A 22,557-nucleotide genomic window follows, 5' to 3' on the forward strand; every position below is an offset into this window, starting at 1 on the left:
TAACCAAAACACTCGATTTTCCTTTTATGATTGTTACTAACAGTCATGAAACAATCTATGATTCATTTTGCGTTTAGTTCAAATTATCAATTAACATTTCGCCACTTATACAAAACAAAGTGAGTGTCTTGTGTTCTTACAATGGCACTCACCTTATCTAATTTTTATTTGCTAAACCAATTCACTAATTGTGGATTTGTATTTGTTAAAATGTGTTTTGAAACAAGGTACTCTTCTAAGCCTTCTTTGCCTAATTCTCTACCGATACCTGATTGTTTGTATCCACCCCATGGCGCTTGTGCAAAATATGGATGGAAATCATTAATCCACACCGTTCCAAGTTTCAACTTATTAGCAACGCGTTGTGCTTTTCCAATATCTTTAGAAAATACAGCACCTGCTAAACCATATATAGAATCATTCGCTAATTGAATCGCTTCTTGTTCAGTTTCAAAGCCTTCTACAGTAACGACAGGTCCGAAAACCTCTTCTTGTACAATACGCATTGACGTATCACAATTTGTAATGACTGTTGGCTCGAAGAATAGACCATCTTTTAAATCGTCTCTATCTGGACGTTTACCACCAACAGCAATTGTTGCGCCTTCTGCTTTAGCTACATCCATATAAGATTCGATCTTATTACGATGTTCTGTTGAAATCACTGGTCCCATTTCAGTATCAGCATCAAAACCATTACCTAATTTGATTTTTTTCACGCGATCAATAAGTGCTTGCTCAAATTTGTCTTTAATACTGTTTTGTACTAATATTCTTGATCCTGCTGAACAAACTTGACCTGCATGAAAATATCCACCATTTAACGCTTGGTCTACTGCCAATTCAAAATCAGCATCATCAAAGATAATGTTTGGATTTTTACCGCCAAGTTCCAAGGCAATATTCGTAACATTATTAGCAGCATTTTTCATAATATGCTTACCAGTCTCAATGCCACCTGTAAATGATACAAGGTCAACCTCTTTATGACCTGACATTACGTCACCAACTTCAGAACCTGCACCTAGAATAAGATTAATTGTTCCTTTAGGGAAACCAACTTCTTCCATTAATTCAAAAACACGTATTGTTGTTAATGGTGTAATTTCACTTGGTTTCATAACTAGTGAACAACCCGTAGCAAGCGCTGGCGCAATTTTCCATGATGCTTGTAATAACGGATAATTCCAAGGTGTAATTTGTGTAACTACACCTACTGGTTCTTTAACAATTTTGCTTTCTGTATCTGGAATTGGTGAATCAATCATTTCGCCACCATCTTTATCTGCTAATCCAGCAAAATACATAAACACATTATGAATATCATCCATATCTGCATATGATTCTTCTAACGTTTTTCCAGTATCTAATGTTTCTAATCGTGCTAACGCTTCGCGATGTTCTTTGATCTTGTCCGCGATGGCACGTACTTTTTTACCTCTTGTTTCAGCAGTTTCTTGCGACCATTCACCAGACTCAAACGCACGTCTTGCAGCTAAGATTGCACGTTCTGCATCCTCTTTTGTCCCTTCAGAAACCGTAAATATCACTTCTTGATTGTAAGGATTGATAATATCTCTTGTATTTTTATTCGCGCTTTCAACCCACTCACCATCAATATATTGACGCTGAGATAAATGTTTTAAAAGTTCCATTCAACAACCTCCGTTAAGTTTGTTAAATTTTTATTTAACGAATTTTACAAACTTATGTTAGCATAGAAATGAAAAATGTGTCAATTTACAAAACAACTCAAGAATTAAGTTTTGTAAGTTCGTTAGATTTTTATTTAACGAAACATTTAACTTTAATGCTTTAAATATTTTTAATGTCTTTTTTTAGAAAAGGTTTTATAATGTATTAGTATTTATTTTAACGTGACCAAAATGATGTACGGAGGTGCAATGATGACTCGTTCTCAGAACAAACAGCAACAATTAGAACAAGCAAAAGATATTGTAATTAATTCAATTGGACAGACAATGGATTTGTATGGCACTAATAGAAGTGTAGGAAACTTATATGGCACTATGGTGTTTGAAGGCAGTATGACGCTTGATGAAATGCGTCATCAATTGCAAATGAGCAAACCAAGTATGAGTGCTGGCGTTAAGAAATTGCAGGAATTTGATATTGTTAAACAACAATTTACGAGAGGAAGCCGCAAACAACATTTTATCGCCGAGAAAGACTTTTTCATCTTTTTCCGAAACTTTTTCACTAAAAAATTTCAGCGTGAAATTGACATCAATGTCGAAGCAGTAAAAGATGCTCAAGCTATTATCAATCCATTACTTGAAAGCAGTGATTTAACTGAAGCTGAAACACAAGAGGCACAAAAAATTAAAGCTCAGCTTGATCATACACATGTTTATTACGAATGGTTAGAACAGTTAACCGAAGCGATTGAAAGCGGTGAAATTTTCAAATATTTCCCAATTCCAGAACAGCCTTCTGATTCTGAAAATTAAAATTGACTCAAACAACGACAATGATGATTATGCATGATAAAAACAATGCAATAGGTCCACGAAATAAACGGTAATTTCTATCTCAATAAATAGAAATTACCGTTTTTGTTTTATATGACAATCAATTATATACTTATAAAATTCAAAATCTTATGCATTATTTATTAAATTATAAATTATCATCTTGTTCTTCTTCTGATACTTGAACGATTCGCAATGAACGACGTTCAACTTCTTTTAATTTTTCAGCACGCGTTTCAAGTTTAATTCTATCGCGTCCTAAAATGATTAAAAATGATATCATCATGAAAATAAAAATAACAATTAATGGCACACTTGCCAGTATTGAAGCAGTTTTCAATACTTCTAATGCACGTTCGCCACCAACTAGCATCAATGAAAATGGCAATAAGCACAATGCAAATGCCCAGAATAAACGATTGGCACGTAATGGTTCGCCTACCACTTTTTTCTGAGATGCTGCCGCTAAAATATATGAACCCGAATCAAATGTTGTTGCTAAGAATAAGAAAGCAGATACTAAGAATAGTACAATCATCAATGATGGGAATGGTAAATGATGCACCACTTCAATAATGGTTGCCTCTGTACCATGTGTATTTAAATATTGTGTTACATTAAACTGTCCAGAAATTTGTAAATACACAGCATAGTTACCAAAAATACCAAAGAATAATACGCATCCAAGCGTTCCATAAATAATTGTTCCTAGCACGACTTCTTTAAGGCGTCGACCTTTTGAAATTCTAGCGATAAATAAACCGATAAATGGCGCATATACTAACCACCATGACCAGTAGAATATTGTCCAGTCTTGTGGGAAATTCGTTTCTTTTCGACCTTTAATACCACCGAATGGTTCTAACCATGTTGCCATATGGAAAAAATCTCTCAACATATTTCCGAACCCTGTCACTGTCGTTTCCATAATAAAAACAGTCGGTCCAATAATAAATATAAAGGCTAAAAGTACAAAGGATAGCCAAACGTTGATATCACTTAACTTTTGAATACCTTTTTTCAATCCTGTATATGAACTAATGGCAAATATAACCGTGATTGTTAATAAAATGGCCGAACGTAAAATCATATTTTTACCATCTAAACCAGTTAATCTTTCTATGCCTGCAGAAATTAATGGCACACCTAACGCTAGTGATGTTGCCGCACCACCTAGCAATCCAAAGATAAATAAGATATCTACAACTTTACCTACAAATTTATCTGTTTGACCTTTTAAAATCGGACGACAAGCTTGACTAATTTTATACACCGGTTGTTTTTTAACAAATACTAAATAACCAATTGGTAATGCTGGTAGAACATAAATAGCCCAAGCAATTGGCCCCCAGTGGAACATACCATATTGCGTCGCATATTGGAGTGCTTCATCACTCATACTTTTCGCGCCATTTGGTGGAACTTGATAGTAAAAAGCCCATTCAATAACGCCCCAGTATAAAATATCAGAGCCTATGCCTGCACAAAACAGCATTGCCGCCCATGTAAATGTATTAAATTCTGGTTTATCACTTGCTTTACCAAGTGTGACATTACCATATTTACCAAATGCGATATACATTACAAAGCAAAAAATCGCCAGCCCCATAAATAAATATATCGAACCAATTGAATCAGAAATGGCACTATTAATACCAGTGATGATATCTTCACTTGCTTTTGGAAAAGCCATCATAGGTATAACTGCAAAAAGAAGTACAGCTACTGTCCCTATAAAGGTCGTCCAGTCCATAACTTTCTCTTTTTTCAATTGTGCTCCCCCTAATTATTAATTTTATGAATCCTGTTTCGATTTATCTCAAAATGTAATAATTATATTGATTCACAAAATTGACAATAACTAACATTTAATAATAATGCAAATTTCATACAATTTGAAACTTGGCAATTATTGAATATTTATATAATTTTTCCCGTAATAAACAAAACCTTAATAGCGCTAAAACAACAGTGTTAAGTTACGATTTAACGAATTTAACAAATTTTACCAGTACGGCATTTAAGAATATTTATACGTTATTAACGAATATTTATTTATTGTAAAACGCTACCAAAAAGTTAGACTTCCTTCCCACTAAAATACCACTTTTCTCTTTCAACTTTTTTAAAAAACGGATATGCAACTTTTAGTATTGGTATCAAAATGATTGTTAGGTCATATTCTATCAATATATTTTCTAAAGAATTACTTTTATTAACTTTCAATTATGTACCTAACCTAAAAAGAAGCCAAGGCAACGAATGTTACCTTGACTTCTAATACATATTCAACTAACAATATATTCAATCATACGCGCATGCGAGAGTGATTGTTGTACATCTATAATGCGTTGATTTAAAGAACCTTTATATGGTAAATCAGGTTTGAATAAGTGTTGTATAAATAGCCCATCTACTAAAACGTCAATGTATGATAATAACTCTCGACGTTCTGTACAATCATTTGCTAAATATTCATATAAAAATCCAGTCCATACCCAAATTGTCTTTGTATTTCCAAAACGTGCTCGAAATGCTTTGACAAGATTTAATGTAATATCCAAATTACAAAATGGTTCGCCACCTAATAGACTTAGCCCAGATATATAATCATGATCGCAATCATCTAATATTTCTGCTAATATTTCATCAGTGTATTTCTCGCCATATCTGAACTTTTGTGAGGCTTTGTTGTAACATCCAACACAATTAAATGGACATCCTGATACATAAACACTGCATCTTACTCCTTCACCGTCAACAAAGCTATTTGATTCTATTTTAGCAATATAACCTTGTCCTTGTTTAATGTCTAAAAGTGTCATTCTTTAGGCGCTTTCATATGTTTTACTCGTGCGCAAATTTCTTTATGACGGCCTTTAATTACTGGACGTTGAACTGGATTGCCTAAGTAACCACATGTTCGTTTAACGACATCAACTGTTTTAGGATTATCATTGCCACAGTTCGGGCATTTAAATCCTTTTTCAGTTGCTTCAAAATCTCCATCGTAATCACATTCATAACAATGATCAATCGGAATATTTGTACCTAAGTAACCAACTTTGTCATAAGAGTAGTCCCATACCGCTTCTAGTGCTTTCAAATTGTGTTGCAATTTCGGATACTCACAATAGTGAATGAAACCACCACTCGCATAATAAGGATAATCTTTTTCAAAATCTAACTTTTCAAAAGGTGTAACATCTTTACGTACATCATAATGGAAAGAGTTTTGATAATATCCTTTATCTGTAATGTCTTTAATATCTCCAAATCTCTCTTGGTCTAAACGACAAAAACGATCCGTTAGCGATTCACTCGGCGTACTGTAAATACTGAACCAAATGTCATATAGTTCTGTCCATTTCGTTTGATAACGTTTCATTTCTTTAAGAATTTCAAGCGTAAATGCTTTTGCTTCTTGAGATGTTTCCCAGTCTGGACCATAGAAAACAGTAGCTGTTTCATACAACCCTATATAGCCCATTGAAATCGTTGCACGTTTATTTTTAAATAACTCAGCAACATCATCTGTTTCTTTTAATTTATAGTTAAAAGCGCCACTTTTATATAAAATTGGTGCATTATTCGGTACAGCATCTTTCAAACGATTTATACGATAAAGTAATGCATCATGTAACACATCGATACGTTCATAAAAGATTTCCCAGAATTTCGTCATATTACCGGCAGATTCTAATGCCATTCTAGGTAAATTAAGTGTAACAACACCAAGATTACAACGACCATTATTTTCAAAATGACCTTCCGCATCTTTCCAACTTGGTAAAAATGAACGACAACCCATTGGCGCTTTGAAATCACCTAATATTTCTACGAGTTTGTCATAATTTAAAATATCTGGATACATACGTTTCGTTGAACACTTTAATGCTAGTTGTTTAATGTCATAGTTCGGATCTTGCGGACTAAAGTTGGTTCCTTTTTTAATTGAAAATACAAGTTTCGGGAAAATCGCTGTCGTGCGGTCTTTTCCTAAGCCTTTGATACGAGTATTTAAGATAGCTTGTTGAATTTTGCGACTTAAATGATCTGTACCTAAGCCGAATCCTAATGTTACAAAAGGTGTTTGTCCATTAGATGTATATAAGGTATTAATTTCATATTCTAAACTTTCAATCGCATCATTGATGTCTTTAGTGACTTGTTGATCAACATAACGATCAATTTCAGATTCTTTGACAAATTGCTTTGCGATATTCCTATGTTGTTCTTCATTATGTCGTGCATATGTACTAAGTAATTCGTCAACGCGGTCAACCGTACAGCCACCATATTGACTGCTGGAAACATTGGCTATAATTTGTACAAGCTGCGCTGATGCAGTTTGTATTGATTTTGGTGAAGTTACATTCGCGTTGCCTATTTCAAATCCATTATGTAGCATATTTTTAGCATCTATTAAACAACAGTTAGTTAACGGTTGGAATGGATGATAATCTAAGTCGTGAAAATGTATGTCCCCTCTTTGATGTGCATCTGCAACGTGCTTTGGTAATAAATGATTTAATGCGTAAGATTTAGAAACGATACCTGCTGTTAAATCTCTCATTGTTGAAAATGTATCACTATCTTTGTTAGCATTTTCGTTAACAATAGCAGGATCTTTAGAAATCAAACCCGTTAATGCTTCTTCGATTTGATTCATTTTACCCCTTCTTCCTATATATTGTGTCTACTCATTACGTTATACCACTATATATAGTATTTTCAAATTTTTATTAGTCTGTTAACTAAAACGTCACAAAGTTATTAACATTTAGTGAAATTCATATTTCTACACAATTATTTCATTAATTTTTAAAATTGTTTAAAGATTCGTCCGTCATTTCGACATGTTTATGCAACTATTATTTCATTTTGTAACGGGATCATAGTTTCTATTTTTTCATACTTAAATCGTCACAATGCCCATCAACATTGCAATTACTAACATAACGATGGCGAATCCCCAAATCCAAAAGAATGCATACTTAATATACGTGCCCATGTTTGCCTCTGCTAAACCAATTGCCAACCATAAGGCTGGTGAAAATGGGCTGACAAATGTACCTATAATATTCCCTATGACCATTGAATAAGCTGTTGATACAGACGGTACACCAAATTGCCCTGCTGTTTGTTCGACAATCGGTAACACAGCAAAATAATAAGCGTCTGTGCTAGTTAGTAAATCTAATGGTACGCCAAGTAAACCTACAATAATATGCAAGTATGGTCCTACTTCTGCAGGAATCACTTTGATTAAATTGGTCGCAATCGCTTTAAGCATACCGGTTTCATTTAGTACACCTAAAAACATACCTGCTGCAATAATCACTGCAGCCATCATTAATGCATTCGGCGCATGCGCTCTTAATCGTTCCATTTGTTCATCCACTGATTTAAAATTAATAACAAGTGCCAACGAAACACCTATCATGAATGCAAATTCAGGTGGCGCAATATTTATTAACATCGCTAGAATAACAGCTAAAGTTAAAGCTGTATTCACCCATTTTATCCATGGTTTTGTTCGTGCACGTCCTTTTACAGGAAACCTTACATCTTGATCTCGTTCATATACTTCAACTAATTTATGTACATCTATATCTTGTGTTTGCGGTAATTCATTGCTAGCAATTGCTTTTTTGATACGTTTTTGTTCTTTAAATCCAAGATATACCGCAAACAACATAACAAGAATGAATCCTATTATTTGAATAGGAATTAATCCATACCATAATTCATTGACACTTTTGGCTTTTAACACTGCAGCTACACGTGCCATCGGACCTCCCCAAGGTACCATGTTCATAATTGCAGCACTTAATGCTAATAGTAGAATCAATAAATATTTATTCATATTTAACGCTTTATATAAAGGTAATAATGCAGGAATAGAAAGCAAAAATGTTACCGCACCGGCACCATCTAATTGGGCTATTGTGCCAATTAAAGCTGTCATTGCACAGACAATGACGACATTGCCTCGTGTCATTAATATTAAGCGTTTGACAAGCGGCTTGAATAAACCACTATCGTTCATGATGCCAAAGAAAATAATGGCAAAGATAAACATAATAACAACGTTGATGACTTGGTCTAACCCTTTAGCAAAAAATCCAACCAAATCTGTCACACTATATCCTAAAATCATTGCCCCTAAGCAAGGTATGATTGTCATACCTACAACTGGATTTATCTTTTTGGCAATGAGTAAACCTACAATTGAAATAATAATAATGAGCCCCATTACTGTTAACCACATATTATCACTATTCATATTATTTTCTCCCTCCACTTTTAATACAATTTACATAATCCCCCTCTTTAACTTAAATATAATAATTAATATAATTTTTTATATTTAAGTTATCTCATTTTATCAAAAATTTCTTTTTTGTGTAATAGTTAATTCGGATATCTAATTTTTATGCAGTATCTCTAATGACTATTAGAATCCAATTGATTAATTTGAATCTTTTCATAAGTATCATTTTTAATAGCAATGGTTGAATTCTCGGTTCTATTACACAAAAAACTGGCTAAAATCGGCTATTATTCATAGCAACTTCAACCAGTTTTTCTAGTAACCTATATAGTTATTAAGATTTTTTAAATCGTCTTTTTCTCTATGTTAGAAATTATCTTACATATTTTTATCATCTTCGCTTAGAAATTATTAGTATGCATCCCATCTTCATTTACAAACAGACATGTTATTCCTTCAAGACTGCCTTTAGACGGCACACAGTTATTATTTTTTATCTAACCATGCCAAAAATTGAGCTTGTTTAGTATCGTTTAAATATTCTTTCGTCACTATTTGTGATAACAATTGCTGCTTTTCGCTGTGATTCATATCTAGTAACTTTATTTTCTGCCGGCAAGTATATAAAAAGTCGATATACGAACTGTATGATGGTGGATATAACGCCTCAAGCTCTGCCATAATTGATTTTGTCAACTTAGGACTCGCACCATCAGTTGATACACTGATAGTTAGCTTGTCGCGGTGTAGTGCACTTGGAAATACAACATTGCCATTTGATGCATCTCCAACATTATTAAAAAGGGCATGCTCAGGTAAGGCTTGTTTTACCGCTTCATTGACACGTGGCTCATTGGTTGCTGCAATAACTAGATACGCGTCTACAATATCGCTTGGTTCAAATTCTTTTTCTTTCCATATGACGACACCGTTATCTACCATATTTTGAAGTTTTTCGGTGATTGTCGGACTGATGACCGTCATATGTTCAACGTATTGACTTAATGTTTGTGCCCGACGACTTGCAATGACGCCTCCACCAACTATGACGACATTTTTATTTGTTAAATCTATCATTAATGGCATATTCATGTTGAGCAACATCCTTTATATCTTTTTACGTCATTTCATCTTAAAACATTTAACACCAATCGCTAATAAACATCACGTTGATAGCGTTGTTGCTGTTTCATTTGACGCAATATCGTCTCCGCTTCTTCTTGAGAAATATGACGTTCTTTTACCAATACATCTTTAATGGCTTGATGGACATCTTTCGCCATACATTTTTCATCACCACAAATATAGATTGCTGCGCCTTGCTCAATCCATTCATTGAAACGTTCACTTTCTTCCATTATACGATGCTGTACATATTCTTTGTGTTCTTGGTCTCTTGAAAATGCTAAATCTACGCGTGTTAAGTTTCCATTTTCAAGCCATTCTTCTATTTCTTCTTCATATAAAAAGTCAGAACTACGGTGTTGATCGCCAAAGAACAACCATGTTTTCCCAGTCATACCAAGTTCTTCACGTTCTTGTAAATATGCTCTAAAAGGAGCAATTCCAGTACCTGGTCCAATCATAATAACCGGTATATCTTGCTTCATCGGAAATTTGAAGTTCGGATTTTTCTTCAAATAAATTGGTACTATATCGCCTGGTTTAATTCGCTCAGCAAAATGAACCGAGCATACACCTTTTCTCTCACGTCCATGTGCTTGATAACGAACCGTACCAACGGTAATATGCACTTCATCTGGCGTTGCCATAAAACTACTAGAAATCGAATACTCTCTTGGTGGTAATTTTCTAAGGATTTGATACATATTCTCAGGTTGTAATTCTATAGTTGGAAAATCTGTTATTAAATCTATAAAGTCCCGATTTATAACATATTCACGCGCCCATGACTCATCTTGAATACGTTCAGATAATTCTTCATTGTCAAAATAGATATCTGCATTTTTCAATAATGGCAATGTTAATTTAGTAAATTCAAAATGTGATGTTAGTGCTTCAACAATAGGAACTGTATCACCATGATCATTAATTGGCACCGGAGATTGCGGATCCCAACCTAACATGGATATTAGTTTTTCAACCAATTCAGGGTCGTTTTGCGGTAATGCTACTATACAATCTCCTGGTTCATATGATTCACTAAAATCATCAAGTAAAAATTCTATATGTCGTGTTTCTTTATTTGAATCGGTACCATTTAAATTGATATTCGCTAAAACTTCTGCTTGGTATGGATTTGATTTAGAATATTTCTTTTCTTTGGCAGACTTAATTGATTCACTTATCACCGATTCACTTTGAATACCTTCTGATGTAGTATCAATCATATTAATGATGTCTGCCATCCACTTTTCTGCGTCTTCTTCATAATCAATATCACAATCTACACGCTTACATATACGCTCAGCGCCTAGATTTTCTAGTAAAGCATCTACATCTTTACCGGCTTGACAGAAAAATTCATATGTTTGATCACCTAAAGCTAGTACTGAATATCTCACATGATTTAAATTAGGTGCGTTATCGTCTTCTAAAAATTCAAAGAAATCCCATGCATTATCAGGCGGTTCTCCTTCACCATGAGTAGACGTAATAATAAATAAATCTTCTAACTGTGCGATGTTTGTCGTATCATATTCATCCATTGACATCAAAACAACTTGATGTCCGATATCACTTAAACGTTCTGAAAAAATTTCAGCTAAACGCATGGCATTACCTGATTCAGAACCATATAGCACTGTAACATGCCGCTGATTAGCTTCGATATGTGGCTCTTTATTTTGTAACATATACGTTGTTGAAGTTGCTTGTTCTTCTGATATTTGTGATTGTTGCCACACTTCTGTCTCTAATTGTTGTTGATTACTATCACTTGTCGTATCGTTACTATTAGCTAGTAAAAACCCACTAAGCCACTGTTGTTGGCTCTCTGTTAATGTTTGCAGCAGATTGTTAATCTGTGAGACTTGTTTTTCTGTAAATGGACTATTAGATGTATTTAATTTCAAATATTTTCACCTCAATAAACTTGAAATAGATGATTGACTCATTTTTTATCGATAGTTTAGTCAATTTTTTAATATGTATGGTATAAATTAAAACAAACTTGAGTTGTGTCTGATAGTTATACTTACAAATATTTACAACCTTCATGTTGCTTGAATGACATTATCAGTAATCCAGACAAAAATTTGATTATGTCGTATCAGTTATTAATGCATACAGTAATGCATCGTTGTTATTTTTTATTTATTTACTATTTATTATGTACCAAATCAGCCTTTCAGTAAAATAGGTCAAATTACTGATTTTCTAAATATAAAATGCCTCCTAATAACATACTATTAGTACATCATTAAGAGGCTCTTGTGTTATTTGCATACTAAGCGCTCAAATTTAAATTTAAGATGAAGATTCTTGCAATAATATTTCTATATTTGCCGATATATCCAATGGATCTTCCATTGGCAAGAATCGATTTACAACATTGCCTTGTCGATCGATTATAAATTTTGTGAAATTCCATTTTATTGGGGACCCAAAGATTCCTGGTTGTTCATTCTTTAAATGCGTAAATAACGGATGTTCATCGTTCCCGTTCACAGATATTTTAGCTAACACTGGAAATGTTACACCAAATTTCTCACGACTAATTTTCAAGATTTCTTCATTAGAACCTGGTTGTCGATTGTCAAAATTATTATTCGGAAAACTCAACACTACAAACCCACGATCCTTATATTTTTGAAACAAAGTCTCTAGTTTTTTCAATTGTTCGCTATATATACATTCTGTTGCAGTATTAACAACTAAAATCACTTTACCTCTAAATGCTTCTAATTTATAAGTTAAGCCTTTATAATCACTTACTTCGATATCATACACATTTCTATTATTCATAAGACACCCCTACACAGCCTTTTTTATATTGAATATGTTCTTTTTAGAATGTTCTGATAAAATAAGCGCGCGTTTACACCGTGAACACACATTATATAGCGTGATACATTTTTCGAGCACACGATAAATAATGTTCGAGTTTATGTTGTTGCTCAACCTATCCGATTTACCGTCTTTTTTCACCTGTCTTACTTTATTAAAATAATCACATTGTATAGCTGTATTAGTCCAGCTACAATATCTTCCGTTATAACCCCTCATTATAATCATCCTTATTTTCTATTTTTAAAAAGACAATTAGACCGCTCTTTAAACTATAGATTAATACTTAAGTTAAACTCATACATACTGATACCATACGTTAGATCTAACAATTTAAAATTCGTTATAACTATGGATTAAAGAGCTGCCCAACTCATATAATCCTTAAAAACTTCACATGTGATTGTTTATTAAGCCCTCCTTTATCTTATTAAATATCCTTATAACCCTTTTAAAATTAAACTGACACACTCATACATTGTTACACGCGACGATAAACGTCATATTATTGCATATCATTAAAACAAGTCACTTTGTATCGTGTGCGACCGAATACATATTAAATCATCAATAATGATTATTCAATTATTAAAAATAAAAACGAACATTCTATATAGAGTTTCTACTTATTGTTTTTTCAGCATTGTCTACATTACTTAACATTCGTGTTTGTAAGTAATATTGACCGCCAATATTTAGACACTTTATAAGTATGCCATTCATCATTTTTAATCATATTATTTTTCTTATTGATATTTCTATTCATATATTTCTGATTATATATTTAGATATAATAATTTGTTATTGGAAAATATATGAAACAAATTTGACTCATCTTTTTCAATATCTAAATGACACGATGCATGATTTTTGAATTTTGTAAGTAACTTCCTTTTAAATTAGACTGAATTGTGACAATTTTCAAACATTTTAATGTGTAAATCATTGGCAAAATATACGAATTGCATTTAAATCGTCAATTTACATATATTTTTGCGTAGTAATCAATCGTTATCATTGTTATTTATCATTACATTACTTCGAGTATCAGTATGTATTTCGGGCTTCGTTTGATAACGACATTTCTTTGTGACATCGCTTCATCAGTGTAACAACAAATACAATGATTTCGTGATGTTAGTTACCCATTTTATGTGTTGCATAAAATATGTTGTTATAAAACATTTTAAATCATTTTATATAAACAATCTATATATTTTTGGTATTTCCAAAATATCACTTGTTATATTAAAAACCGACAAGACATTTTTTATCTTATCGGTTCAAATTTGGTATTGTTATTTGTAATGTTTTTAGGTTTCTTTTTAATATAATATATTTCAGTGAAAATACATGATTGATTGTGATTTCACTGAAACATGGTTAATTACGTTGTTGATGAATAACTTTAGCATAAATATAGGAAGTTATTTTGTACATCGCCATATATAGAAACGAAATTATAATGACAGCTAGTACGTAACTTGTTAAAAATATATGATGGTTATTAATACCTATCATATTTAGTAACGTATATACAATGTTACTAGAAATTAATGTGTGAATCAGTGCTACTGTTATTGGTATTGCGAACAAGAAAGTCATTTGATTTCGTGTTATCTTTGCTATTCTTCCATTATCTAAACCAAGTTTTTTCATAATGTCATAATTGTGCTGATTTGCATAGGCTTCTGAGACTTGTTTATAGTACATCATTAGAAATATTCCAATGACAAGTACAATTGATACTACGCCACCTACAAATATTAGTCCACCTGTCAAACGATCCCAAACCATTAGCATTTCTGATTTAGAATTTATTGACGCATCGTATTTTTTCGATAGCTTTTGTATTTGTGATGTTGTTAATTTCGTCTTTCCAAATACATTAAAGTTTATCGATATTGTCGAATTCTTTTGTTCATGTGCATAAAATCCTTTTACTTTTTGTAATTGATTGTTATCTTTAACAATTAAAACCATACTATCTTGAATCATCATCAAATTTAATGCATGTGCGTCAAGTTGTTTCACTTTAAAGACTTCATTATTAAGACCGACCTTAGACTGCTTTTTAAAAATAGGTACATTCGTAATCATACCTATACTTTGATTGTCTAAGTGTAATTTGTTTTGGTGATATCGATTATAATCTTGTGCTGTAAAAGCTGTAATCATTACTGATTGTCTTGAAAATATCGCGCCTTCATTACCAATGAAGTCTATTGGAATATCATCACTAGCCTGTTTTAACTTGTAATAAGCACGATTCTTTTCTAAAGAAGCTCTAAATAATGTCGTTTCATATACTTTGAAGTCTTTTGCATTAACCGAACCCTGTATATCACGTTTAATATTCTCAATTGTTTGTTGACGTTCTATTTGTGACTTAGAATTGTCGCTAAATGACAAATCATAATCATTCGTAATCAATTTCGTAATGGTATGATTCATATCACGATAGGTTGTTAATGTCATTGTGAGCGTTACAATCAAAAATGTACACAGCAAAGTGATTGTTGCAAGACTGACTGCATTCATTTTAAGACGTACACGCATCCCAACTACCACAAAAAAATACCGTGGATGATAGTAAACTTTTGATACCTGCTGCAATATACTAATAATTATTTCACTTATACCTACAAAAAATGCATAAGTACCGATAATAACTAATCCTATGACAATCCATATTTTAAAAAAGGCACCAAACGTCGTATCTTGTTGTAATGCAATAAAGTAGCCTAAATATAGTGCTGCGCTTCCTATAATAATTAAAACGTAACGCAACCATCGTGATATGACACTAGAATCGGAACGATGTTGATAAGTTATCGGTCGTTGAAAATTAATACTGAACAAGTTGAATATAAGTAGCATGCCCATTAATACAGCAATGATAATCAAAGTAATAAACATCGCTACAAAGTCAAATGGATAATACCTTAACGTCGCAACTTCACTGCCCATTATTTTCTGTATAAACAAGAAAAATATCGCACCAAGTAAGTATCCGCCGGCAATACTAACGACTGAAATTATTATAAATTGTAAGATAGTTTCCATCACTACAATTAAACGCATACTTTTCTTGGTCATGCCCAATGTCATAAAAATGCTAAACTCTTTTCGTCTTTGTGACATCATAAAGTGATTTGCATAGAAAATAAAAATAAAAGTTAAAAGCGCCATAAAAAAATTAGCTATGATAATAAATGGTACTAGGAAGTCATTCTTCTGTTTTATGTAGCTATTTAACCCAATTGACACAAGCGTATATTCAATCATGAATAGTACACTTACCGCTAAAATGAATGGAATGATTACAAGTCGCTGCGTAATAAATTGACGTCGCACTATGTGCCATAACAATCTTAACTTCATATATTGACACTTCCTCCATTCACAAGTGCTAAGCTATCTGTTATTCGTTGTTGAAAAGCTAATTGACTTTCTTCACCACGATATATTTCATGATATAGACGCCCATCTTTAATAAAAATGACTCGCTCTGCATAAGACGCATCGATATTTGAATGAGTTACCATTAAAATTGTCTGTTCCAATTGATGAATCTCTTGAAATAACATCATCAATGCCTTTGATGTTTTTGAATCAAGTGCACCTGTAGGTTCATCGGCTAGTAAAATCGTCGGCTTAGTAACTAATGCACGTGCAATGGCAATGCGTTGCTTCTGACCCCCAGAGATTTCAGAAGGATACTTGTTTAAGAATCCCTCTAAATGTAATTGTACTGCCAACTGATGTACCCTTTGTTCTATATCTTTTCGTTTAGCACCAGCTAAAATTAATGGCATCATTATATTTTCTTTATTCGTCATTGTTGGTAAAAGATTAAAATCTTGAAAAACAAAACCTACCATTTGTTGACGATACAATGCTTTACTTTTATTTTTCATATTATTTAAATGTGCGCCATCCACAATAATGTCACCTTCAGTTAGTCCATCAAAAGAAGCAATTAAATTTAGTAGTGTAGACTTCCCTGACCCAGACTCACCCATAATTGCAACAAATTCACCAGCTCCAACTGATAAATTCATTTGATTAAGTGCTGTCGTAGCATTCAAACCTTTACCATAAACCTTTTTTACATGTTTCACTTCTAGCAACATGGCATGCACCTCATTTTTTTGTTAGTTCTATATTAAAACAAAAAAATACTAATAACATTTAAATTAGTAAAAAAATGTTACTAGTATACTTACAATATTGAAAGTTTTTATTCATCTGGAAATTGAATCGTAAATGTTGTACCCTCATTTTGTTTAGATACGACTGAAACAGGATGGTTTGTGTGTGTTGAAATTTGTTTTACGATAAATAAACCAATCCCACTTGAGTTACTTTGGCGCTGGCCATTATAACCTGAATAGCCCTTATCAAATATTTTAGGCAAGTCCGCTTCACTAATACCGATACCATTATCTTTTACGTGTAATTGATTGGATTGCTCATCAAATTCAATCCATATATCTTTACCTCTCGCATACTTAAGTGCATTATTTATTAATTGTTCTATCATTAAAGAGGTCCATCTAACGTCAGTTAATACTTCGTGATGACAAGGTTCATAATGGATTTTTGTTTTTTGATCAATAAACTGTATTGAATATTTCATAATAATTGGGCGAATGATATCATTAATCGAAATTTTAGTGACAGAAATATCAGAAGTTTCATTTAATAACTTTAAATAACTAAGTGCTAAACTTGTATAGTTATCAATTTGAATAACCTCTTGACGAACACGATTAACAACATTAGGCTCATCTCTTTCAAGTAACAGTTGTGCTGCAGTAATGGGTGTTTTCATTTGATGTACCCATGTTAAAAAGTAGCTCTCTACATCATTTTTATATTCAATTTGTTCATTTTTAAGCTGATACAACGCATTTTCTAAGTTTTCAATTTGTTGTTGTTGGCTTATAGTTTTTACAAAACTTAAATATTTAATACCTATGAATATGAGTAATAATAATAAAATAACGCCAAGTGCTAGTAAATATGCTTCTAATGGCAAATGATACAGGTAAAACATTAAGCCAAACAAAGCAAAAATAACTATGACTATTGCTATTTCCTGAGTAATACTTTTAAGAAAGGTCATTGCATTCACCCTATACTTTATATCCGACATTTTTCTTTGTAATGATAAAATCATTAACGCCAATAGTATTTAATTTTTTACGCAGGCGCGTCATGTTAACAGCTAATGTGTTATCATCTATGAAGTTTTCTGATTCCCAACATTTTTCAATTAAAGCAGTTCTACTTACATATTTATCTTCATTTTGAAATAATAACTTTAATATTTGTAATTCAGTCAAAGATAGCTGTATGTTTTGTTCTTGATACACGACTTTTGCTTCATCTAATATTAATGTACAACCTTTAACCGTCAATGAATCATTAGCTACTGACAAGTCATAAGTTCGTCTCAATAATGCTTGAATTTTGGCAATCGTTAATGACAAGTTAAATGGCTTTTCGATAAAATCATCTCCCCCCATTTGTATTGCCATAATTTGGTCCATATTATCAATACGGGAACTAATAAATATAATTGGCACATTAGATGTTTTTCGGATTTCTTGACACCAATGAAAACCATTTAACGTTGGCAAATTAATATCTAGCAATACAAGCTGAGGTTGATTTTGGTTAAAGATAGACAGTATATCATCAAATTGTTCAACGACAATAACACCGTAATTCCATTTTTTAAGTTCAGATGCTAAACTCTCTGCTATAACAAAATCATCTTCAACAATTAATATTTTCATCTATAATCTTCTTCCTTCAATTGAATTATCCTTTGTTATCTTTTTGTTCTTTATCCTGCTGCAATGACGGCTCTTGATTTGAACTTTCCGTGTCATTTGTATTTTGATTTAGTGTATTTGCTTTTTCTTTCTCGAGTTGCTTTTTCTTCGTACGTTTACGCTCTTCTAAAATAGACAACACTATAAAGAATATGATTAATAATGGAGATAACATTACTAGTATCATTTTTCCACCTCAAATTATATTTAATTCTATATTTTCACACGCTTCTATTCTAACGCTTTCTATAACAAATTGTCATATATATTCATTTTTTGTTATTCTAAATCACTCTGTTTACATATTTTTAACTAAAACTACATAATTGCTCAAAATTCCTCTTTTACACTGAAGACATAGTCATATACTCAGGAGGATGTCTTATGTTATCAGTTAAAAAAGCCACAAAATTTGCAGTTGCTAACCTTATTATCGTGTCAACGGTTTTTAGTTCTGTCACACCTGCAATTGCGCAATCCGATAAAAGTTCTAAAGATGAAAGTTTCGCGGTTGGTAATACTAAAAATCCAAAAAATGTTATCTTTTTAGTTGGCGATGGCATGGGTCCATCATTTAACACAGCTTATCGTTATTATAAAAATGATCCGCATGCTAAAGAAATGACCCCTACTGCTTTTGATTCATATTTAAAAGGCACAAATCGTACATATTCAAATGACCCAAAACAGAATATTACTGATTCTGCAGCTGGCGGAACAGCCTTTAGTTCTGGTCATAAGACATATAATGGTGCCATCGGTGTTGACAGTAACAAGCAGAAAGTAAAGACGGTGCTTGAACGTGCAAAAGAAAAAGGTAAGTCGACTGGTCTTGTTTCAACAGCTGAATTAACAGATGCAACACCAGCAGCATATGCTGCACACGTGACTTCTAGAGATGATAAAAACGAAATCGCTAAACAATTTTATAAAGATAAAATCAACGGAAAGCATAAAGTTGATGTTTTATTAGGCGGCGGCGCTAAATATTTCGGTAAAAGTAATGGCAATTTAGATAAAAAATTCAAAAAAGATGGTTACGACCTTGCCACGAACAGTAAGGAGTTATCAAAATCTGATAAAGATAAAGTTCTTGGTTTGTTTGCAGATAAAAATATGCCACTTGCAATAGATGCTTCTAAAGACGAACCATCATTAGCTGATATGCAACAAAGTGCACTTAGTAAGCTTGAGCGCAATAAAAAAGGATTCTTTTTAATGGTCGAAGGTGCTTCTATAGATAAATCAGCGCATTCCAACGATATTACAGGCGTTATGTCTGAAATGGAAGGTTTTGAAAAAGCATTCGATGACGCCATTCAATATGCTAAGAAACATAAAGATACACTTGTCGTTGCAACAGCAGATCACTCTACTGGTGGTCTAACAATTGGTAAAGATAAAGGATACGAATGGAATCCTCAACCGATTAAATCTATGAAACACTCTGGATCATATATGACAGAAAAAATGGCTAAAGGTGAAGACCCTGAAAAAGTTATTAATGAAGGTTATGGATTTGAATTTTCACAAGATGATATGAAAAAGGTTAAAAAAGAGAATAAAAAGCTAAAAAGACTACTTAAAAAAGAAAAAGACGAAAAATCCGCAGAAGTAGAAACGCAAACAAAAGCCCTACAACACGCTATTCAGAAGCCAGTAAATGATAAATCTTATACAGGGTGGACTTCCGATGGACATACAGGCGAGGATGTTAATACCTACGCTTACGGACCTAGATCAGAATCATTTAGTGGTAATATCGAAAATACAGAAAGCGCAAAAATAATATTTGATATATTCAAGTAAAGCATAAAAAAATTCCCGAGCACTATAACAAGGTGTTCGGGAATTTTTTATGGTTTAATTTAGTACTCAATGTTAGGTGCTTGGTTAACACGTTCTTGGTATTTTTTAAATGCGAAGTATAAACCGCCAACTAATGTTAAAATAACTGCTAATTTTTTCATCATTCAAACTCCTTTCTAAGATGTGTTGAAACTGAGTTCAATTAAATTATATGTTTTTATTATACACTTTTTGACATATTTTTTAAATTTAAGAATGCGAAGATTTTTAACATTTCTGATGCTAGCTTTCTTTTTCATCTTTCAAATGCTTAATAAAATCAAAGCCAGGTCGCCCTTTAGCCAATGCTTCCATCACATCATACCAATCCGAACCGACTTGTTGATATATATTTTGCAATAATTCATCTTGCGCCTTGTTCAATTCAGCAATGAGTTGATCGCCTTTATCCGTCGAATATAATTTTTTGACACGTCGATCAGTCTCTAAAACTTTTTCAATAATGAGACCTTGCTCTTTTAATTTTTGAAGTGTTGCATGTGATCCTTGTTTAGAAATTTCTAATATTTCTAGTAATGATTTAATAGTAATACCAGGTAATTTATTGATAAAAAACAAAAAACGATGATGCTGACGACTCATACCATACTTCTCTATAATTTCATCAGCGGTAGTAATAAAGGTTTTATATGCAAAATAAAACAACATATGCTCATAATCGTTTTTATTGGTCGACATGATGATGACTCCTTTCAAAGCGTTAACCTCATTATAATAAAATTTATAATGTAAGTCATACAAATGATGATAAAACTATAAGCTAAATCTAAGTTTCACGAGAAACATTTTTGTGTATCAGCAAATTGCGCCAATCATATTAATACAAAAATAATTTAAACACTTAGAAATGTTAGTCGTGCGTAAATAGTTTGTATCTCTCACTCTGTGTATTTAATGCAGCCACATATTTTCCAAGAAATAATTAATCATTCACCATCCATGTTATAGCACTCTTAATCGCTTGATCCCAATATGCATAATCATGATCTCCTGGTCCATCTTCAAATTGATAAGGAACATTTATGCGTGATAAATAATCGATAAAATCTAAGTTGTCTTGATATAAAAAGTCTTGTTTACCACACATAATGAGCAATTTTGGAATTTGTTTATCTTCAGCTACAGCTTTGTCTAGCAAGTAATACGGATCATGTTCAGTTCCTTTAACACTTGAAAGATTGCCAATTATGGCCTCTTTTGAAAAATCATTCCACTCTAGATCCATTAAATTTTGCGCTTCAAACACAGCAGATAATGGTACAGCTTTGGCAAATTTATCCCCTTGTGTTAATGCAAATTTAATTGTGCCATATCCTCCCATAGAGTGACCTGCTATAAAATTGTCATCACGCTTTTTGGAAAGTGGAAATATTTGATGAACATAATCATACACTTCCAAAATATAATCATAATAGCTATGACCATATGCCATGTTAGCATATGCGCTATGATCCACATTGGGCATAATCACAGCTAATTTGTGTTCATTCGCATACCTTTCTATGCTTGTATATCTCATATATGTCGTTTCATCACTTGATAATCCATGTAACAACATTAAAGTTTTTAATGGTTTAACAGTTGTATCGCTATTAAAGAAGCTTTGATCTTCCGGTAAAATGACTGTCAAATTTTGATGCATACCAATTGTTGGTGAATGATAGTTTAATGAAATATAAGCCATACGTCATGACCCCTTTCTAATTCTACTTTATCAACATTTTACGCTTAATCAATTCACTTTAAAATCATTTTCAACAAAAAAACCGAATACAAATGTATTCGGCCTAAAAAAGTATTTACGCTTTTTCTTTATGATCTTGCTTGCGTTTTCTAAACAATAGTAATGATCCTAATAATGCCATCATTGCACCAAATAAAGTTGCATTTGTGTTTTCGCTCTTATCTCCTGTTTCTGGTAAAGCATCAGTTTTGTGTTGTTTTGATACCTTATTAGAATGGTTTACTTCACCTTTAGGATTTGATGGTGCTTTCTGTTCATTATTTGGTGGTGTAACTCTTGAATCGGAGTCACTATCTGAGTCTGAGTCGCTATCTGAATCCGAGTCGCTATCCGAGTCTGAGTCGCTATCTGAGTCTGAAT

General features: G+C 32.6%; 25 protein-coding genes. 5 read left to right on the forward strand and 20 right to left on the reverse strand.

The features are described from left to right. Window positions 1–164: 164 nt before the first annotated feature. On the reverse strand, window positions 165–1,655 hold the full coding sequence (gene betB, locus HMPREF3247_RS05410; RefSeq protein ID WP_000421701.1) for a betaine-aldehyde dehydrogenase: 1,491 nt from the start codon (window positions 1,653–1,655) through the stop codon (window positions 165–167). A 68-nt stretch (window positions 1,656–1,723) separates the two neighbouring features. Between betB and HMPREF3247_RS05415 the strand changes: the two genes are divergently transcribed. Next, entirely contained in the window at window positions 1,724–1,819 is a 96-nt protein-coding gene (locus HMPREF3247_RS05415; protein ID WP_001789908.1) for a hypothetical protein, read from the forward strand. A gap of 88 nt (window positions 1,820–1,907) precedes the next feature. Further along, window positions 1,908–2,471, forward strand: coding sequence for a choline uptake/conversion transcriptional regulator CudC (locus tag HMPREF3247_RS05420; RefSeq protein ID WP_000198598.1), 564 nt, complete (start codon window positions 1,908–1,910; stop codon window positions 2,469–2,471). A gap of 169 nt (window positions 2,472–2,640) precedes the next feature. Here the strand turns inward: HMPREF3247_RS05420 and HMPREF3247_RS05425 are convergent, their stop codons facing one another. Then, window positions 2,641–4,263: a BCCT family transporter gene (locus tag HMPREF3247_RS05425; protein WP_000711870.1), complete on the reverse strand. Its 1,623-nt coding sequence runs from the start codon at window positions 4,261–4,263 to the stop codon at window positions 2,641–2,643. Between the two features lie 131 nt (window positions 4,264–4,394). Here HMPREF3247_RS05425 and HMPREF3247_RS05430 point away from each other — a divergent pair, with 131 nt between their 5' ends. Further along, entirely contained in the window at window positions 4,395–4,556 is a 162-nt protein-coding gene (locus tag HMPREF3247_RS05430) for a hypothetical protein (protein ID WP_031860558.1), read from the forward strand. 15 nt (window positions 4,557–4,571) lie between these two features. Here the strand turns inward: HMPREF3247_RS05430 and HMPREF3247_RS05435 are convergent, their stop codons facing one another. The 6 genes from HMPREF3247_RS05435 to HMPREF3247_RS05460 all read right to left on the reverse strand — a co-directional run bounded on the left by HMPREF3247_RS05435 (window position 4,572) and on the right by HMPREF3247_RS05460 (window position 11,804). After that, window positions 4,572–4,682: a hypothetical protein gene (locus HMPREF3247_RS05435; protein ID WP_001790600.1), complete on the reverse strand. Its 111-nt coding sequence runs from the start codon at window positions 4,680–4,682 to the stop codon at window positions 4,572–4,574. Between the two features lie 98 nt (window positions 4,683–4,780). Continuing rightward, window positions 4,781–5,317, reverse strand: coding sequence for an anaerobic ribonucleoside-triphosphate reductase activating protein (gene nrdG / locus HMPREF3247_RS05440; protein ID WP_000173331.1), 537 nt, complete (start codon window positions 5,315–5,317; stop codon window positions 4,781–4,783). After that, window positions 5,314–7,164, reverse strand: a complete 1,851-nt coding sequence (gene nrdD, locus HMPREF3247_RS05445; RefSeq protein WP_001071717.1) for an anaerobic ribonucleoside-triphosphate reductase — start codon at window positions 7,162–7,164, stop codon at window positions 5,314–5,316. The genes nrdG and nrdD overlap by 4 nt, the downstream gene beginning before the upstream one ends. A 246-nt stretch (window positions 7,165–7,410) precedes the next feature. Further along, window positions 7,411–8,781 (reverse strand): CitMHS family transporter, encoded by a 1,371-nt coding sequence (locus HMPREF3247_RS05450; protein ID WP_001083495.1) that lies wholly within the window; start codon window positions 8,779–8,781, stop codon window positions 7,411–7,413. A gap of 474 nt (window positions 8,782–9,255) precedes the next feature. After that, window positions 9,256–9,861, reverse strand: coding sequence for an NAD(P)-binding protein (locus HMPREF3247_RS05455; protein ID WP_001057050.1), 606 nt, complete (start codon window positions 9,859–9,861; stop codon window positions 9,256–9,258). 62 nt (window positions 9,862–9,923) lie between these two features. Next, window positions 9,924–11,804 (reverse strand): assimilatory sulfite reductase (NADPH) flavoprotein subunit, encoded by a 1,881-nt coding sequence (locus HMPREF3247_RS05460; RefSeq protein ID WP_000775128.1) that lies wholly within the window; start codon window positions 11,802–11,804, stop codon window positions 9,924–9,926. Window positions 11,805–12,007: 203 nt separating this feature from the next. Between HMPREF3247_RS05460 and HMPREF3247_RS05465 the strand changes: the two genes are divergently transcribed. After that, window positions 12,008–12,091 (forward strand): hypothetical protein, encoded by an 84-nt coding sequence (locus HMPREF3247_RS05465; RefSeq protein ID WP_031797553.1) that lies wholly within the window; start codon window positions 12,008–12,010, stop codon window positions 12,089–12,091. Window positions 12,092–12,198: 107 nt separating this feature from the next. Here HMPREF3247_RS05465 and HMPREF3247_RS05470 read toward each other — a convergent pair whose 3' ends face one another. The 8 genes from HMPREF3247_RS05470 to HMPREF3247_RS05510 form a co-directional block, all read right to left on the reverse strand. Further along, window positions 12,199–12,696, reverse strand: a complete 498-nt coding sequence (locus tag HMPREF3247_RS05470; RefSeq protein ID WP_001065267.1) for a glutathione peroxidase — start codon at window positions 12,694–12,696, stop codon at window positions 12,199–12,201. Window positions 12,697–12,705: 9 nt separating this feature from the next. Next, window positions 12,706–12,966: a hypothetical protein gene (locus HMPREF3247_RS05475; protein WP_001789910.1), complete on the reverse strand. Its 261-nt coding sequence runs from the start codon at window positions 12,964–12,966 to the stop codon at window positions 12,706–12,708. A 381-nt stretch (window positions 12,967–13,347) separates the two neighbouring features. Further along, entirely contained in the window at window positions 13,348–13,461 is a 114-nt protein-coding gene (locus tag HMPREF3247_RS05480; RefSeq protein WP_011447078.1) for a hypothetical protein, read from the reverse strand. Between the two features lie 660 nt (window positions 13,462–14,121). Continuing rightward, window positions 14,122–16,122: an ABC transporter permease gene (locus tag HMPREF3247_RS05490; RefSeq protein WP_000776738.1), complete on the reverse strand. Its 2,001-nt coding sequence runs from the start codon at window positions 16,120–16,122 to the stop codon at window positions 14,122–14,124. Continuing rightward, the gene (locus tag HMPREF3247_RS05495) at window positions 16,119–16,874 is read right to left on the reverse strand and encodes an ABC transporter ATP-binding protein (protein WP_000923760.1); all 756 of its coding nucleotides are present in this window, start codon (window positions 16,872–16,874) and stop codon (window positions 16,119–16,121) included. The genes HMPREF3247_RS05490 and HMPREF3247_RS05495 overlap by 4 nt, the downstream gene beginning before the upstream one ends. A gap of 107 nt (window positions 16,875–16,981) precedes the next feature. After that, entirely contained in the window at window positions 16,982–17,869 is an 888-nt protein-coding gene (gene nsaS / locus HMPREF3247_RS05500; RefSeq protein WP_000143416.1) for a nisin susceptibility-associated two-component system sensor histidine kinase NsaS, read from the reverse strand. Between the two features lie 10 nt (window positions 17,870–17,879). Then, entirely contained in the window at window positions 17,880–18,545 is a 666-nt protein-coding gene (gene nsaR / locus HMPREF3247_RS05505) for a nisin susceptibility-associated two-component system response regulator NsaR (RefSeq protein WP_000697886.1), read from the reverse strand. A 25-nt stretch (window positions 18,546–18,570) separates the two neighbouring features. After that, window positions 18,571–18,771 (reverse strand): hypothetical protein, encoded by a 201-nt coding sequence (locus HMPREF3247_RS05510; RefSeq protein WP_000604728.1) that lies wholly within the window; start codon window positions 18,769–18,771, stop codon window positions 18,571–18,573. Window positions 18,772–18,968: 197 nt separating this feature from the next. Here HMPREF3247_RS05510 and HMPREF3247_RS05520 point away from each other — a divergent pair, with 197 nt between their 5' ends. Beyond that, on the forward strand, window positions 18,969–20,393 hold the full coding sequence (locus tag HMPREF3247_RS05520) for an alkaline phosphatase (protein ID WP_000953744.1): 1,425 nt from the start codon (window positions 18,969–18,971) through the stop codon (window positions 20,391–20,393). Window positions 20,394–20,452: 59 nt separating this feature from the next. Here the strand turns inward: HMPREF3247_RS05520 and HMPREF3247_RS15135 are convergent, their stop codons facing one another. From HMPREF3247_RS15135 to HMPREF3247_RS05540, 4 genes are all read right to left on the reverse strand, one after another. After that, window positions 20,453–20,554, reverse strand: coding sequence for an SE2200 family small protein (locus HMPREF3247_RS15135; protein ID WP_000731972.1), 102 nt, complete (start codon window positions 20,552–20,554; stop codon window positions 20,453–20,455). A gap of 121 nt (window positions 20,555–20,675) precedes the next feature. After that, window positions 20,676–21,131, reverse strand: a complete 456-nt coding sequence (locus HMPREF3247_RS05530; RefSeq protein ID WP_000106185.1) for a MarR family winged helix-turn-helix transcriptional regulator — start codon at window positions 21,129–21,131, stop codon at window positions 20,676–20,678. Between the two features lie 244 nt (window positions 21,132–21,375). Further along, window positions 21,376–22,137 (reverse strand): alpha/beta hydrolase, encoded by a 762-nt coding sequence (locus HMPREF3247_RS05535; protein ID WP_000323456.1) that lies wholly within the window; start codon window positions 22,135–22,137, stop codon window positions 21,376–21,378. Between the two features lie 115 nt (window positions 22,138–22,252). Then, a partial coding sequence (locus tag HMPREF3247_RS05540) for an LPXTG cell wall anchor domain-containing protein (protein ID WP_031826789.1) occupies window positions 22,253–22,557 on the reverse strand: 305 nt, incomplete at its 5' end.

The organism is Staphylococcus sp. HMSC36A10 (assembly GCF_001838845.1).
In the GTDB taxonomy this organism is placed as follows: Bacteria; Bacillota; Bacilli; order Staphylococcales; family Staphylococcaceae; genus Staphylococcus; species Staphylococcus aureus.

Bases quoted from the DNA above. Each gene is read 5' to 3' on its own strand.
- HMPREF3247_RS05520 (WP_000953744.1), top strand. From the start codon at position 18,969: ATGTTATCAGTTAAAAAAGCCACAAAATTTGCAGTTGCTAACCTTATT.
- HMPREF3247_RS05455 (WP_001057050.1), bottom strand. From the start codon at position 9,861: ATGAATATGCCATTAATGATAGATTTAACAAATAAAAATGTCGTCATA.
- HMPREF3247_RS05450 (WP_001083495.1), bottom strand. From the start codon at position 8,781: ATGAATAGTGATAATATGTGGTTAACAGTAATGGGGCTCATTATTATT.
- nsaR (WP_000697886.1), bottom strand. From the start codon at position 18,545: ATGAAAATATTAATTGTTGAAGATGATTTTGTTATAGCAGAGAGTTTA.
- nrdD (WP_001071717.1), bottom strand. From the start codon at position 7,164: ATGAATCAAATCGAAGAAGCATTAACGGGTTTGATTTCTAAAGATCCT.
- HMPREF3247_RS05495 (WP_000923760.1), bottom strand. From the start codon at position 16,874: ATGTTGCTAGAAGTGAAACATGTAAAAAAGGTTTATGGTAAAGGTTTG.
- HMPREF3247_RS05415 (WP_001789908.1), top strand. From the start codon at position 1,724: ATGAAAAATGTGTCAATTTACAAAACAACTCAAGAATTAAGTTTTGTA.
- nrdG (WP_000173331.1), bottom strand. From the start codon at position 5,317: ATGACACTTTTAGACATTAAACAAGGACAAGGTTATATTGCTAAAATA.
- HMPREF3247_RS05420 (WP_000198598.1), top strand. From the start codon at position 1,908: ATGACTCGTTCTCAGAACAAACAGCAACAATTAGAACAAGCAAAAGAT.
- HMPREF3247_RS05470 (WP_001065267.1), bottom strand. From the start codon at position 12,696: ATGAATAATAGAAATGTGTATGATATCGAAGTAAGTGATTATAAAGGC.
- HMPREF3247_RS15135 (WP_000731972.1), bottom strand. From the start codon at position 20,554: ATGAAAAAATTAGCAGTTATTTTAACATTAGTTGGCGGTTTATACTTC.
- HMPREF3247_RS05475 (WP_001789910.1), bottom strand. From the start codon at position 12,966: ATGATTATAATGAGGGGTTATAACGGAAGATATTGTAGCTGGACTAAT.
- HMPREF3247_RS05490 (WP_000776738.1), bottom strand. From the start codon at position 16,122: ATGAAGTTAAGATTGTTATGGCACATAGTGCGACGTCAATTTATTACG.
- nsaS (WP_000143416.1), bottom strand. From the start codon at position 17,869: ATGACCTTTCTTAAAAGTATTACTCAGGAAATAGCAATAGTCATAGTT.
- HMPREF3247_RS05480 (WP_011447078.1), bottom strand. From the start codon at position 13,461: ATGAATGGCATACTTATAAAGTGTCTAAATATTGGCGGTCAATATTAC.
- HMPREF3247_RS05535 (WP_000323456.1), bottom strand. From the start codon at position 22,137: ATGGCTTATATTTCATTAAACTATCATTCACCAACAATTGGTATGCAT.
- HMPREF3247_RS05510 (WP_000604728.1), bottom strand. From the start codon at position 18,771: ATGATACTAGTAATGTTATCTCCATTATTAATCATATTCTTTATAGTG.
- HMPREF3247_RS05530 (WP_000106185.1), bottom strand. From the start codon at position 21,131: ATGTCGACCAATAAAAACGATTATGAGCATATGTTGTTTTATTTTGCA.
- betB (WP_000421701.1), bottom strand. From the start codon at position 1,655: ATGGAACTTTTAAAACATTTATCTCAGCGTCAATATATTGATGGTGAG.